This is a genomic window from Acidobacterium capsulatum ATCC 51196, assembly GCF_000022565.1.
In the GTDB taxonomy this organism is placed as follows: domain Bacteria; phylum Acidobacteriota; class Terriglobia; order Terriglobales; family Acidobacteriaceae; genus Acidobacterium; species Acidobacterium capsulatum.
Window position 1 is genome coordinate 294,388 of record NC_012483.1, and the last position, 12,791, is coordinate 307,178.

Annotated in this window: 13 protein-coding genes; all 13 read left to right on the plus strand. The window is 64.2% G+C overall.

Annotated elements, in window-relative coordinates:
• Window positions 1–846: 846 nt before the first annotated feature.
• The 13 genes from ACP_RS18210 (at window position 847) to ACP_RS01255 (ending at window position 12,717) form a co-directional block, all read left to right on the plus strand.
• Window positions 847–1,746, plus strand: coding sequence for a flagellar hook-length control protein FliK (locus ACP_RS18210; protein WP_169305886.1), 900 nt, complete (start codon window positions 847–849; stop codon window positions 1,744–1,746).
• 12 nt (window positions 1,747–1,758) lie between these two features.
• On the plus strand, window positions 1,759–2,391 hold the full coding sequence (locus ACP_RS17570; RefSeq protein ID WP_012680645.1) for a flagellar hook assembly protein FlgD: 633 nt from the start codon (window positions 1,759–1,761) through the stop codon (window positions 2,389–2,391).
• Window positions 2,392–2,445: 54 nt separating this feature from the next.
• Window positions 2,446–3,675 (plus strand): flagellar hook protein FlgE, encoded by a 1,230-nt coding sequence (locus tag ACP_RS01205; RefSeq protein WP_012680646.1) that lies wholly within the window; start codon window positions 2,446–2,448, stop codon window positions 3,673–3,675.
• Window positions 3,676–3,847: 172 nt separating this feature from the next.
• Entirely contained in the window at window positions 3,848–4,198 is a 351-nt protein-coding gene (locus tag ACP_RS01210; RefSeq protein WP_012680647.1) for a FliM/FliN family flagellar motor C-terminal domain-containing protein, read from the plus strand.
• Complete coding sequence (locus tag ACP_RS01215; RefSeq protein WP_041839162.1) at window positions 4,195–4,755, plus strand: flagellar biosynthetic protein FliO; 561 nt, start codon at window positions 4,195–4,197, stop codon at window positions 4,753–4,755. The genes ACP_RS01210 and ACP_RS01215 overlap by 4 nt, the downstream gene beginning before the upstream one ends.
• Window positions 4,752–5,438: a flagellar type III secretion system pore protein FliP gene (gene fliP / locus ACP_RS01220; protein WP_012680648.1), complete on the plus strand. Its 687-nt coding sequence runs from the start codon at window positions 4,752–4,754 to the stop codon at window positions 5,436–5,438. Before ACP_RS01215 ends, fliP begins: the two co-directional genes overlap by 4 nt.
• A gap of 23 nt (window positions 5,439–5,461) precedes the next feature.
• Window positions 5,462–5,737 carry a flagellar biosynthetic protein FliQ gene (locus tag ACP_RS01225; RefSeq protein WP_012680649.1) on the plus strand — a complete coding sequence of 92 codons (276 nt, stop codon included), beginning with the start codon at window positions 5,462–5,464 and terminating at the stop codon, window positions 5,735–5,737.
• Window positions 5,738–5,741: 4 nt separating this feature from the next.
• On the plus strand, window positions 5,742–6,524 hold the full coding sequence (locus tag ACP_RS01230; RefSeq protein ID WP_012680650.1) for a flagellar biosynthetic protein FliR: 783 nt from the start codon (window positions 5,742–5,744) through the stop codon (window positions 6,522–6,524).
• Entirely contained in the window at window positions 6,521–7,750 is a 1,230-nt protein-coding gene (locus ACP_RS01235) for an EscU/YscU/HrcU family type III secretion system export apparatus switch protein (protein WP_012680651.1), read from the plus strand. The genes ACP_RS01230 and ACP_RS01235 overlap by 4 nt, the downstream gene beginning before the upstream one ends.
• A complete protein-coding gene (gene flhA / locus ACP_RS01240) occupies window positions 7,747–9,849 on the plus strand; it encodes a flagellar biosynthesis protein FlhA (protein WP_012680652.1) in 2,103 nt (700 codons plus the stop codon). The genes ACP_RS01235 and flhA overlap by 4 nt, the downstream gene beginning before the upstream one ends.
• Before the next feature lie 277 nt (window positions 9,850–10,126).
• Window positions 10,127–10,930, plus strand: coding sequence for a FliA/WhiG family RNA polymerase sigma factor (locus ACP_RS01245; protein WP_148214970.1), 804 nt, complete (start codon window positions 10,127–10,129; stop codon window positions 10,928–10,930).
• A 45-nt stretch (window positions 10,931–10,975) separates the two neighbouring features.
• Window positions 10,976–11,779 carry a FliM/FliN family flagellar motor switch protein gene (locus ACP_RS18515; RefSeq protein WP_238525617.1) on the plus strand — a complete coding sequence of 268 codons (804 nt, stop codon included), beginning with the start codon at window positions 10,976–10,978 and terminating at the stop codon, window positions 11,777–11,779.
• A 221-nt stretch (window positions 11,780–12,000) separates the two neighbouring features.
• The gene (locus tag ACP_RS01255) at window positions 12,001–12,717 is read left to right on the plus strand and encodes a cyclic di-GMP-binding domain-containing protein, MshE-related (protein ID WP_041839163.1); all 717 of its coding nucleotides are present in this window, start codon (window positions 12,001–12,003) and stop codon (window positions 12,715–12,717) included.
• Window positions 12,718–12,791: the final 74 nt, after the last annotated feature.

A 12,791-nucleotide genomic window follows, 5' to 3' on the forward strand; every position in this document is an offset into this window, starting at 1 on the left:
GCACATATCCGCCGTGAAATGCCAAGCGTACTTCCATCTCCGGGAATTTCTTCGGCGTCCGAAGGGACGGGTGTTCGTGGCCAATCCACTTCCGTGGAGTCGGCTGGTGGTTCTAATCCTGTTGGTTTTGAAACGGTCATGACGTCGGCGATGACGGCGGGCACTCAGGCAGGGACGACCGCCCGCGGGGTGTCGGGGTCCTCTTCGCCGGCCGTGCCCGATAAGACCGCGGCTCCGTCATCCGGGACACCGGCAGATTCCAGCCAGACGACGCCGTCCGTGCCGTCAAAAGATGTGGCAGGTGCCGCCACGGGAACCACGGCCCCAGGCTCCGAGGCGCTGAGTCATCCACAGGGGCAGGCTATCCCTGCCTCGCAAACGCCGTCTGCGATCCAGGCGTCCTTGCAGGCGCTACAGGCAGGCGAATCGCAGACGAAGACTGTCACGGCGGCAGATGCCAAGGCAACCGCTCCGGAGAAGGCAAAGAATTCAGAGGCGGCTGCCGCCGGCAAAAACACAGCTCCGGCAGGGGATAAGAAGAAGTCGGGTACGCAAGCCTCGGGAACAGGCCATGCGGCGGGAGCCGCAATGAATTCTGCGGGCTCTGCTCCCGCGATGTTGAACCCGGCCGTGGCTGTTGCGGTTCCCGCCGTCGCCGCCGCACAGGCGGGTTTGACGGCCAGGCAAAACGGGCCAGGGGGAATGCGCACGCCTGCTCTGTTCTCCAGAGACGGTAGTGCCTCCCCCGTCGCAGCCGGCAGTCTGGCACCGAAAAGTCAGACGGCTACGGCCGCTACTGGCCAGTCTCTCCTCCGCGATTCAGGTCAGGCTTCAGACTCGAAGGCAGTGCCGCCCAATGGAGTGCATGCCTCTTCGGTCGAAGGGAAAGCCGCAAATAAAACAACTGTACCGGCGGGTATGGTGCAGGCATCGGATCCCAGCCTGCAACCGGCCGAAGCGGCGCTCCCGCAATCAGAAGGCGCTGGCAATGCTGGCGCCGTTGCGGATGCTGGCGCCGTTGCGGATGCGGGTGCCGTTGCGGGGCCAGCGAAGGCGCTGTCTGCCGCGCTGATGTTGACGGGTAGTAGCGGGGGATTATCCGGTGCGGCGGCGCATGGCGGTAAGCCCGCCGATAAAGTTGTGGCAACGGGCGGACTCGTCTCTTCGCTCGCTGTCTCCGGCGCGCCGATGACGGCGCTGCATCCCGGCGCGGTGGCGACGCCAACCTCGCCGCAAGGCTCCGGCGGGGGCGGCAATCCGGCTCCGGTGGCGGTGAGCAATCCTTATGCGCGGCTCGATGAAGCGAGCGCCCCGGCGGTGCTGCATGCGAGTCCGCAGCAGATGACGGTTGCCGTGCACGATGCTTCGCTCGGCAGTCTGCAGGTGCAGGTGCAATCCGTCAATGGACAGCTTGCCGCCAGCCTGGCGACGGCGACTACGGCCGCGCATACGCAGTTGAGCGGACATCTGGCTTCGCTGTCCGGTTATTTGCATGATCAGCGCGTGGACGTGGCGCGCGTGACGGTGGCCCCGCAGAGTTTCTCCGGCCAGCCGGGCAACGGCCAGGGCGGCGGTCCGCAGAGCGGAGGCAGTGGCGGTCAGCCGCAGCAGCAAAGCTATGCGCCTCCTGCGTCTATGCCTCTCCGCGGGCCGCAGTCGCGAGTCTCTGCCGGGAGTGCACCGGCCTCGGCGGCATCCCCGCGCGCAGCAATCAGCAGCGCTTCTTCGATCGATCTTCACGCCTGAGGGCAGAAAGGAATGATTCATATGCAATTGCCAATGCTGGGAGGATTGCTCTCCAAAAAGGAAGCGCCGGGACAGGCGTCCGCAACGTTGCCGCCCTCTGTGGGCAAAACGTCGGCCGAGGCCACCTCGGGCAGCGGCGGCTCCAGTGGCTCGGGGAGCTCCGGCAATTCCACCGCAACTTCGGGGATCACCTCCAACGATTTCCTGACGCTGCTGGTTGCGGAGATGAAGAATCAGGACCCCACTTCGAACACGGACCCGAATCAGTACATCGATCAATTGGTACAGGTGAACAGCCTGCAGCAGCTGATCTCCATCAATCAGGAGCTTGCGCCGTCGAGCAGTACGCAGAGTTCCGGCTCGGGCTCAGGTTCCGGCTCGGGCGCATCCACCCCGCCAGTGGCCGCCTCGCAACCGGCTCGGACTCCGGCGGTTTCTGCGGGCGCAGGGCTGGCCGCGCGGCGCGGCGTGCCGTCCGGGGCGGTCTCAGCGCAAGCACAGATTGCGGCCAGCGCCGCGCGGGTCGCCCAGGCATTGACTCCCCCGGCCGATGCCGCCGGAGCGTCCGATTCGGGCAATACGAATGCCTCGCAGATACGAAAGTTTTCTCTGGCGGCCCGGGGTGGGCTTGCCATGCAGCCGTAGTTTCGACCCTAACCGCTGAAGCCGGACCCGGCCAGGCATGAACCAGGAGGAAGTATGTCATCTTTTTCAATTCCACTGACCGGTTTGGAGGCGTCTTCGACTTCGCTCGACACGATTGCCAACAACCTGTCAAACATGAACACCACGGCGTTCAAGAGCCAGCAGGCGAGCTTCGGCGACCTGTTTTATCAGCAGATCGGCAACTCGGGCAGCGGAGACCCGCTGGAGGTGGGCGCTGGCGTGCAGGTGGCGGCGACCAACACCAACTTTACCCAGGGCACGGTCTCTGAGACTGGCAATGCCACTGACGTGGCTCTCAACGGCAGCGGGTTCTTCGTGGTTCGTAACAGCGATGGCACCCCGGCCTACACGCGCGACGGGAACTTTACCCTTACTTCCAGCGGCGATCTGACCACGCAGGGAGGCCAGGCGGTGATGGGCTATCCGGCTGCGAACGGCGTGGTGAATACCAATTCCGCTCTCAGCCCGATTCAGATTCCGGTGGGCCAGGTGGAGCAGCCGCAGGCGTCGCAGAAATTTGGTTTAACGGCCAATCTGAATTCTTCAGCGGCGGTGGGCACTAACTTTTCGGCGACCGTGCCGACGTATGACTCCCTGGGCCAGACGCAGGACGTCACGGTCAACTTCACCAAGACCGCCACTAACACCTGGAGTTACAGTCTGGCGCTTCCGGCCGGGGCTTCGACCGGAGGCACAGGGCTGACGGGCACGCTGCAGTTTGACAACAATGGCAACCTGATTTCGCCGGCGGCGAATGTGAGCGGCATCAGCTTTACCGGGTTGACCGACGGCGCGAGCAACATGAATCTCAACTGGAATCTCTACGGCAGCAACGGCACTTCGACGATCTCGCAGGTGGACACGACCTCAGGCTATTCCGGAACGACGACCGACGGATATCCCAGCGGCCAGTACACCGGCTTTACCATTGGCGCCGACGGCACGGTCTCGGCACAGTTCAGCAACGGGCAGACCCAGGCGGTGGGCCAGCTTGCCCTGGCCAGCATCACCAACGAGCAGGGACTGCAGCTCGATGGCGGCAACCTCTACCAGACCACGCTGGCCTCCGGCAGCGCCAGCATCGGCCTGGCTGGCTCGGCGGGCCTTGGAACCGTGCAGGATTCCGCGCTCGAAGGCTCCAACGTCAACATATCAACCGAATTCTCCAACCTGGTGGTGGCGCAGAACGCCTATGAGGCCAGCTCGAAGGCGCTGACCACCTTCGATCAGGTCGCGCAGGACACCATCAACATCATTCACTGATTGATCTGAGGCTTCTGACAGGCGGCGCAATCCCTTTTGGGGGTTGCGCCGCAGCTTGCGTTGTTTGGCCTCATGCTGCCCCCGCTGGCTGCGCAAATGCCACTCTCTTTCTGAGAGTTCTCTAATCTTTTCTCCCTTCCTTCGGTCCCATTCCTGCACTTAGCTCCAGTGCATGGCAACCAACACGACAACAGCTCTGGAAGAAACCACGTCCTCGACGGCGCTTCTGGCTCCGGCGCAGGGAGACTCCCCGCTCGAGGCCGAGGCGGAGACAGCCTCTCTGAGTCTGCGGCGCACCATCGAGGAGCGCGTGACGCAGGCTCCTTTGCGTCTGGAGATTCGTCTGCCTATTCGTGGCTTGCGGGTCAAGGATGTTCTTGCGCTGCGCAAGGGCGCGATCTTTGAGACGCAATGGCCTGCGGACGAGGACATTCCCGGCGATTGCGGAGGCCAGCAACTGGTCTGGGCGGAGTTTGAAGTGATCGACAAAAAGCTGGCAGTTCGCGTGACGAGGCTTGCATGAATACGCTCACTCATTTTGCGGTGCGCGCCCAGGCGCGGGAGACTTCGCGTGGCACGCGGGCCAATCCCTGGACTCCGCCGGTCTTGCAGCAGACGGGTTTCTGGTGCGAGGTGTCGGTCAAGGCGGAGCGATGGCTCCGCTGGTCGATCGAGGCAGGCCGGGAACAGATCGGGCCGCTGCTGCGGAAGCTCTGGAGAGCCGCCTGGCGCTTGCGGCGACAGGCGGGCGACGGTGCGCAGAGCTGGATCAAGCTGCGCCTGCCGGGAGCAGCGATGGCCGCGCGCACGCGGCAACTGGCGGTCGAAGAAAGGCTGACACTCGGACCCAAGCAGCACCTCTATCTGGTGCGCTGTGGCGAAACGCGTTTGCTCGTGGGCAGCGCCGGCGAAGGTGCTTTGCAGTGGATGGTCGTGCCGGCGGAGCAGGCTGCACTGGATTTCGCGGAGACGCCGAGCGCCTCGGCGTGCGTGAAAGCGCCTGCACCGGTCGCGGGCAAGGTGGCGCCCCGGCGCAGAGCCGCGCCGAAATCTGCCGCAAAGCAGGAGGGCGCGCGATGACACTTCTGCTGCTTGCTGCGGCATCTCCGCTGCCCGGGCTGAATCTGCATCTGCCCGGCAATAACTCGCTGCCCTGGACGATCGTGATCGTGCTCACGCTGATCACGGTGCTGCCGGCAATTCTGATCTCCATCACGCCGATGGTGCGTCTGCTGGTGGTCTTTCATTTTCTGCGCCAGGCGCTGGGCACACAGACGGCGCCGAGCAATCAGGTGTTGCTCGGCTTGGGGCTGATGATGACCTGGTTTCTGATGCAGCCCGTGCTGACGCAGATTGACCAGCAGGCTGTGGAGCCGTATCGCGCGGGGCAGATCAGCGGCATGCAGGCGCTCGAGCGGGCCACCGCGCCGCCCAAGGCGTTCATGCTGCGCTATGCGAGCGAGAAAGACCTGGAGTTATTTGCCGCGGCCTCGATGGTCAAGCGCCCGGCCACGCGTGCCGATCTGCCGCTGTCAGCGGTGATTCCGGCCTACATGCTCTCAGAGTTGAAGGCCGGCTTTGAGATTGGCGCGATCCTCTTTCTGCCTTTCCTGCTGGTGGACATGGTGGTGGCCGCGATCACCACTTCGATCGGCATGTTTCAGTTGCCGCCCGTGGTGATTTCGACGCCTTTGAAGATTCTGCTTTTTGTCATGGTGGACGGCTGGCACCTGCTGGCGGCCTCGCTGCTGAAGAGTTTTTAACCGGAAGAGAAAAGGAGCGATCCATGGGACCAGACCAGGTGACCGATCTGATGCGGCAACTGCTGCGCGAAGCCATGCTGCTGAGCGCTCCGGCTCTACTGGTGGCCGCGGCCGTGAGCTTCGTGCTGAGCCTGTTGCAGACATTGACTTCCATTCAGGATCAGACCATCTCGACTGTTCCACGTCTTCTGGCGACGACTGTCGTGCTGCTGGTCGGTGCTCCGTGGCTGCTGCGCCACCTGGCCGGATACACGCTCGAATTGTTTTCCAACTTCCATCGCTATCTGGGAGGAAGTTGACGTGATGCTGCCGCTCCCTCCGACGTGGCCTCAGTATCTCTCCGCGCTGGTGCTGGTGATGCTGCGCGTGAGCGGGCTCATGCTTTTTGCGCCGGTTTTTTCTTCGACTGCGATTCCGCCGCAGGTCAAGGCGGTCTTCACCCTGGCTGTCACGGTTTGCCTGGCCCCGGTGGTGGCTGGGCTGCCGCACGCCGATGCCAGGCTCGGCCCGCAGGAAATTCTCAGCGAGTTGGCGGTGGGGCTGCTGTTTGGAATCTGCCTGCGGATGCTGATGGAGATGCTGACCTTTGCCGGAGATCTGCTGGGCATTGCCTTCAGTTTTTCGCTGGTGAACCTGCTGGATCCGAATGCACCCGTGCAGGTGCCCCTGATGGGCCAGTTCTTCAGCCTTCTCGGCACCCTGGTGCTGTTGAGCACGGGGCTTGACCGCACGATGATCGCCGCGCTGATGCGGACCTTTGCCGTTGTTCCGGTGGGCAGCTTTGTATTGAGCGCGAAGACGGCATGGGCGGTGGCGGAGATGGGCACAGGCCTGTTTCTGGCCGCGCTGCAATTGGCTGCGCCCGTGATGGTGGCCACGATGCTGGTGGATTTTGCCGTGGGACTCGCCGCGCGTCTTTCGCCGCAGTTGCCCGCGTTGTCTCTGACGGTTCCAGTCAAGACGATGCTCGGCTTCGTGGTGCTGATTGGGTCGCTGGCCTTGTGGCCGGAGTTCATCGAGGCAAGGTTTGATGCGCTGCTGAATACGGCGGCGGTGCTGCTGCACGCCGCGGGAGCGCATGGATGAGCGGAGAGCGCACAGAAAAAGCCTCTCCGCGCCGCAAACAGGAGGCGCGTGAGAAAGGCGACATTCCGCACAGCCGGGATCTGACCTCGGCGGCGGCCATGCTGGCCGGCACGCTGGTGCTCGGCTGGGCGGGACCGATGTGGGAGGCGCGCTGGGCCGGCAGTTACAGCGAGATGCTCGATCTGAGCCAGCCTCGCAGCTGGCTCGATGGGCAGATGGTCGAAAAGATGCTCGCCATTCGCGCGGCCATGATGACGGTGCTGTGGCCGCTGGTGGTGATGTTTCTCGCCTGTTTTGCCGCCGCTGTGCTGGCCGGCGTGGCGCAGGGTCGGGGCGTGCAGTTTGCGGGCGAAGCCATTGCGCCGAAGATTGAGCGCCTGAATCCGCTGACGGTGCTCCAGCAGACCTTCTCTTCGCGGGGCTTGACCCGCATGCTCAAATCGGCGCTGCCCGTCGCCGCGCTCGCATGCTTTGTGGCGGGCAAGGTGCGCGAGCAGACGGCGATTCCGGTCTTCAGTCTGACGCGGCTGCCGAGCCTGTTTACGTCGATGTACAGCCTGATGGTCGCCGCGGCGGCGGTGCTATTTGTGTGGTCGGCCATCGACTACGCCGTGGAGTGGTGGAGCTGGGAGCAGCGGCTTCGCATGTCCAAGCAGGAAGTGCGCGAGGAGTTCAAGCAGACCGAGGGCAACCCTGAGGTGCGGCGCAGGATTGCATCGATCCGGCGTCAGTTGCGGCGCAAGGCGCTGCGCGCGGATGTGAGCCGGGCCTCGGTGGTGATCACGAATCCCACGCATTATGCCGTGGCCCTGCAGTTCAGCCTGGAGTTGATGGAAGCTCCGCGTGTGCTGGCCAAGGGGCGCGACCTGCTGGCCGAGCAGATCAAGCAGGAGGCACGCTGGGCCGGCGTTCCGCTGGTCGAGAACCCACCTCTGGCGCGCGCCTTGTACCGGCAGGTCGAGGTGGGCCAGTCGATTCCTTTTGCGCTGTACGCGGCGGTGGCCGCCATTCTTGCGTGGCTCTACCGGCGGGACATGGAAGAGCGCCTGCGCCGGCAGCAACAGCAGGAGGCCGCGCGGGCCAGGACGCAGGATTTCTCGACGCAACGAGAAGAGGCACAAGGAATGGGGACGCAACCGGCCTCGCAATGGATGCGGGAACCGGAGAGTCCGTCCAGGGTGCAGATGCAGCAAGACCCAACGATCGATAACGAGGAGAACTTATGAGTACCGCAACTCTTGCCCCCGCGCCCGCGGGCGCGCCAGCCGGATGGAAGAAGACCGCCAAGAGTCTCGCTCTCCCGGTGGGTGCGATCAGTGTGATTTTTGTCATGCTCGTGCCGGTGCCGGCGGTGCTGCTCGATCTGCTGCTGGGGCTCTCGATGGCGACGTCGGTCGTGGTCTTCCTCGCGGCGGTGCAGGTGCGCAAGGCTGTGGACTTTTCGGTCTTTCCCACGCTGCTGTTGTTGCTGACCCTCTTCCGGCTCTCGCTGAACATTGCATCAAGTCGCCGCATTCTGCTGCATGGCAGCACGGGCACGGCGGCGGCAGGCAAGGTGATCGAGGCCTTCGGGCAGTTCGTGGTGGGCGGCAACTATGTGGTCGGTTTTGTGCTGTTCATTGCCCTCATCGCCATTCAGTTTCTGGTGGTGAGCCACGGCGCGGTGCGCACGGCCGAGGTGACGGCCCGCTTCACGCTCGATGCGCTGCCGGGTAAGCAGATGGCCATCGATGCGGACATGAATGCCGGCCTCATCAATGAGGCCACGGCGCGGCAGCGCCGCCAGGCGATTGCGCAGGAGGCGGAGTTCTACGGAGCCATGGACGGCGCGGCGCGCTTCAATCAGCGCGACTCGCTGGCGACCATTCTGATTACGACCATCAACATTGTCGCGGGTCTGCTGATTGGTACGTTGCAGCATGGCGTGGCTCTCAGCCAGGCCGTGAAGACCTACACCATTCTGACGGTGGGCGACGGTCTGGTCACGATGATTCCGTCGCTGCTGGTCTCGGTGGCCGGAGGCATTGTGCTGACGCGCGCCTCTTCGGCGGGAGCGCTCGAAACCGAACTGGGCGCGCAGCTCTTTCGCAAGGGCACAACGCTCTATATCGCCAGCGGCGTGCTGGGCGCTCTGTGCCTGGTGCCCGGGCTGCCGAAGCTGGCCTTTCTGGTTCCCGCCGTGATTCTGGCGGGGATCGGGCGCACCGTGACCAAAGAGCAGCCGGCGGAAGAAGCAGCAGAGGAGGCCGGCAAGAAGGCCGATCCGTCGCGTGCCGACAATCTGGACAGCGTGCTGAAGGTCGATGATCTGAGCCTCGAGATCGGCTTCCAGTTGATTCCGCTGGTCGATGAAGCGCAGGGCGGCTTGATGCTCTCGCGGGTGCGGACGCTGCGGCGGCATCTGGCCGGGGAGCTGGGCTTTCTGGTGCCGGCCGTGCATATCTCAGACAATCTGCGCCTTAAACCGCGCGAGTATGTGGTCTCGCTGCGCGGGCTGGAGATCGGCCGCTGGCAGACGGAGGCCAATCAGTTGCTGGCCGTGAGCAATGAGGCCAGGCCCCGGCCTATGCAAGGCAAGGAGGTGCGGGAGCCGGCCTTCGGCGCGAACGCGCGCTGGATTGCGCCGGAACTGGAAGAGCAGGCACTGGCAGCGGGTTATTCGGTGGTGGATCCGGCGACGGCCATCAGTACGCATCTGGCCGAGTTGATCCGGACGCATGCGCATGAGCTGCTGTCGCGCGCCGAAACCAAGCGGCTGCTCGACACGCTCAATGAGAGCCATCCCAAACTGGTCGAAGAGCTGGTGCCGAAGGTCATGTCCCTCGGCGAAGTGCAGAAGGTGCTGCAGCAGCTTCTGCGCGAGCAGGTTTCGATTCGCGACCTGGGCACGATTCTGGAGACGCTGGTCGAGGTAGCTGCGCAGGGACGCGGTTTGCCTGCGATGGTCGAGGCCGTGCGGCGCGCGCTTGGCCGCCGTTTGACACAGAAGCTGCTCGACTCCGATGGAAGCCTGCCGGTGATGGTGCTCGAGCCGGCGCTCGAAGAGGCGCTCATTGCGGCTACACAATCGGAACCTCCGACGGATGCTCTGCTCGATCGCCGGACTCCGGCCAGTGCGCAGCTCTTCGCCCGGATCTCGGAGTCTTTGAAAAAGCTCAGCCAGAACCACCCCTCTTCGGCCCTTCCGGTGCTCCTGTGTCAGAGTCCGGCGCGCTATTACCTGCGCCGGTGGCTCGAGCCGGTTTTTCCGCGCATCACGGTCTTGGCTCCGCCTGAGATCGGTCCTGAGATCCGGGTGCATTCGATCGGCGTGTTGCGCGGCTGAAGCCGGTGACCGGGTGTACAGGAAGCGCGGGGCGGACTCAATGAAGAGCAGGAGGCCAGCAGGAGCAGTCATGAAGAGAGAGAACGGGATGAGCGGGAACAGGGGAGACCACCGGCGTGAGAGTGTACCGCTTGTGCCGGTGGCGGCGGAGCTGGCCAGAGCCGGTCACCAGGCATGGGAGCCGCAGAGTGGTGCAGCGCCGCTGCACGGGGAATTTGAAGGCCAGGACGAGTCGCCGGGCCACGCAGAGTCTCAGAGTCACACAGAGCCTCAGAGCATGGCGCCACTCAACGCCGAGCAGGAGCAGCAGTTGATGGAGCATCTTCCGACGGTGCGCTATCTGGCGCGGCGCATTCATGAGCGTCTGCCGCACCATGTCGAGCTCGATGATCTGGTCAGCGCCGGCGTGGTGGGGCTGCTTGATGCGATGCGCAAGTTTGATCCGGCCAAGAAGGTCCAGTTTCGCAGTTATGCGCAATTCCGGATTCGCGGGGCCATTCTGGACAGCCTGCGCATGCTCGACTGGAGCCCGCGGGAGCTGCGCCGCAAAGGCCGGGCCGTCGAAGAGGCGATCCGGGCCGTCACCGCGCGGCTCGGGCGCGCGCCGCAGGAAAGTGAGGTCGCAGGGGAGATGGGACTTCCACTGCACGAGTATCAGCAGCTGCTGGGGGAACTGAAGGGGTTGGAGATCGGCACGCTGCATGTCGAGCGCTCGGAGGATTCGGGCGAGGAGGAGCTGGCCTTTCTGCCCAATGACCCAGAGGATGATCCGCTCTTCCGCTGTCTCAAGGGAGAGATGCGGGAGCGGCTGATGGCCGCGATCGATGCGCTTCCCGAGCGGGAGCGGCTCGTAATGACCCTCTACTACTACGAAGAGATGACCATGAAGGAGATTGGCCTGACGCTGGGCGTGGTCGAGTCGCGAGTGTCGCAGATGCACTCCTCGGCCGTTCTGCACTTGCGGGCGCTGCTCGGCGGAGGAGGCCGGAAGCCGATGGAGCATGGACGCAGCCGGGCGGCCGCAGGCTCTCGCGGGTCTTCGGCCAAAGGAAAGATGACTCAACCGGCGGCGCATTCCTAGCCTGGGCTGGGCGGAACAAAGGGATCGAGAGGAAGGGAGAGCAGAGTGAAGGCGTTTTGGGATATCTGGAACCGCGAGTTTGCGACGGCAGCAGCCGGCCGGATGGGACGGAAAGAGGGGGAGGTTGCCTGGTCCGCGGCGGACGAATTGCCTGCCGCACAGGACACGCTGGCCGTGGTGCTGCGATGGGATGAAGCGGGCAGGTGGCGAGGTTCGGTGACCCTGTTGGCTTCGCGCGCGGAAGTTGCCGCTCTGCTCGCGGCTCCTGGCACGGCTGAGGACGGCACGGTGTCTTCGACGGCTGCTCCCGGAGACGAAGAGCTTCCGGCGCGCTGGATCGACTGGCTGCAGGATGTGCTGGCCGCGATGCCGATGGCGGAGCCACCGGCTCAGATTGAGCCGACGGCCCGGCCGCAGGGGGTTCCGGTCACGCCGTATGTTTTGCGCGCGGGCTCGCTTGCTGTCCGGATGGCCATGATCTGCGAGCTTTCTGAAAAGGCCGCAAAGGCTCCTGAAACGGCCGCGCGGCCAGCGCCTGCCTCTTCCGGTCAGCCTTCCGCCGCCGCGAGTCCGGCATCTGCGGCCAATGTGGATCTGCTGCTCGACATTGAGGTCGATGCTTCGCTGCGTTTCGGATCGCGGGAGCTGGCGATTCGAGAGTTGCTCGAGACCGGCCCCGGAGATGTCCTCGAACTGGACCGCCACATCACCGATCCGGTCGATTTGGTGGTGGGCGACAAGATCGTGGCGCGGGGAGAAGTGGTTCTCGTGAATGGAAATTTTGGTTTGCGCGTCACCGAAGTCGCGGAACCGAAGAAGTGCCTGGAGAGTGTGCGATGCCTGTTTTGAAGAAGCGGAACGAGAGCGGGAATCTTCGAGTCGAAGAACGTCCGGAGGCGGCGTGGAGTCATCGGAGCGAGGCAGAGCCTGCATCAGGCGCTCCCTCGCAAGGCCTTCTGCCGGTCTGCGGCAACGAGCGCTGCCGCACGAGCTGGTTGAAGCTCTGGAGGCGCCGGTTAACCCCTCGCTTCGAGGGGGCGTGGGCCTGCAGCTCGCAGTGCCTGGAGGAAATGGTGCGCTCTGCCATGAGCCGGGAGGCGGCGGCGCACGCACAGGAGATGACGGCTTCTGCGGCGCACCGGCATCGCGTGCCTCTGGGGCTGATGCTCTATTCGCAGGGGGTGATCACCCAGGATCAATTGCGAACCGCGCTCGATGCCCAGAAGCAGGCGGCCCGGAGCGATCAGCCGCAGCGGCGCATCGGACGCTGGTTGATTCAGCAGCGTAGCCTCAACGAATTGCAGCTGGCGCGCGCCTTGAGCGCGCAGTGGAATTGCCCGCTTTATTCAGCCGAACGGCTGGACGTCAAGCAGGCCGCGCAACTGCTGCCCCGTCTTCTGGTCGAAAGCTCGGGCGGGCTTCCGTTGCGCCGTTCGAGCAGCGGACGGCTGCTGGTGGCCTTTGAGGAGCGGCTGGATCATTGTGTGAGTCTGGCGCTCGAGCGCATGCATGGTCTGCCGGTCGAGGCGGGCGTTATGCCCTCGTCGGAGTTCCGGGCCGCGCGCGCTGATCTGATCGCCGCAAAGTTCCCGAAGCTTCGCCTGATCGAGGTCGCGAACCGCAATGTGCTGGTGCGGGCCATGGTCAAGCGGATGGAAGAATTCCAGCCGCTCGACGCCGCTCTGGTCCGCGTGCATGAGTATTTCTGGTTGCGCATGTGGCGCACGCTCGAGCACGACCCGGAGAGCGCGGAGGACCTGCTGGCGGTGGAGTCTGATTTTGCCTGATGCAAGTCAGGACGGCACTGCCTGAGTTTTCTCCAAGCTGCGAGTCGCGGCTCTGGACCCCCAAATGCAGATGT

What these genes read in the sequence shown, in the direction of transcription:
- ACP_RS17570 (WP_012680645.1), top strand. Translation starts at nt 1,759, where the DNA reads ATGATTCATATGCAATTGCCAATGCTGGGAGGATTGCTCTCCAAAAAG.
- ACP_RS01205 (WP_012680646.1), top strand. Translation starts at nt 2,446, where the DNA reads ATGTCATCTTTTTCAATTCCACTGACCGGTTTGGAGGCGTCTTCGACT.
- ACP_RS01210 (WP_012680647.1), top strand. Translation starts at nt 3,848, where the DNA reads ATGGCAACCAACACGACAACAGCTCTGGAAGAAACCACGTCCTCGACG.
- ACP_RS01215 (WP_041839162.1), top strand. Translation starts at nt 4,195, where the DNA reads ATGAATACGCTCACTCATTTTGCGGTGCGCGCCCAGGCGCGGGAGACT.
- fliP (WP_012680648.1), top strand. Translation starts at nt 4,752, where the DNA reads ATGACACTTCTGCTGCTTGCTGCGGCATCTCCGCTGCCCGGGCTGAAT.
- ACP_RS01225 (WP_012680649.1), top strand. Translation starts at nt 5,462, where the DNA reads ATGGGACCAGACCAGGTGACCGATCTGATGCGGCAACTGCTGCGCGAA.
- ACP_RS01230 (WP_012680650.1), top strand. Translation starts at nt 5,742, where the DNA reads ATGCTGCCGCTCCCTCCGACGTGGCCTCAGTATCTCTCCGCGCTGGTG.
- ACP_RS01235 (WP_012680651.1), top strand. Translation starts at nt 6,521, where the DNA reads ATGAGCGGAGAGCGCACAGAAAAAGCCTCTCCGCGCCGCAAACAGGAG.
- flhA (WP_012680652.1), top strand. Translation starts at nt 7,747, where the DNA reads ATGAGTACCGCAACTCTTGCCCCCGCGCCCGCGGGCGCGCCAGCCGGA.
- ACP_RS01245 (WP_148214970.1), top strand. Translation starts at nt 10,127, where the DNA reads ATGGCGCCACTCAACGCCGAGCAGGAGCAGCAGTTGATGGAGCATCTT.
- ACP_RS01255 (WP_041839163.1), top strand. Translation starts at nt 12,001, where the DNA reads ATGGTGCGCTCTGCCATGAGCCGGGAGGCGGCGGCGCACGCACAGGAG.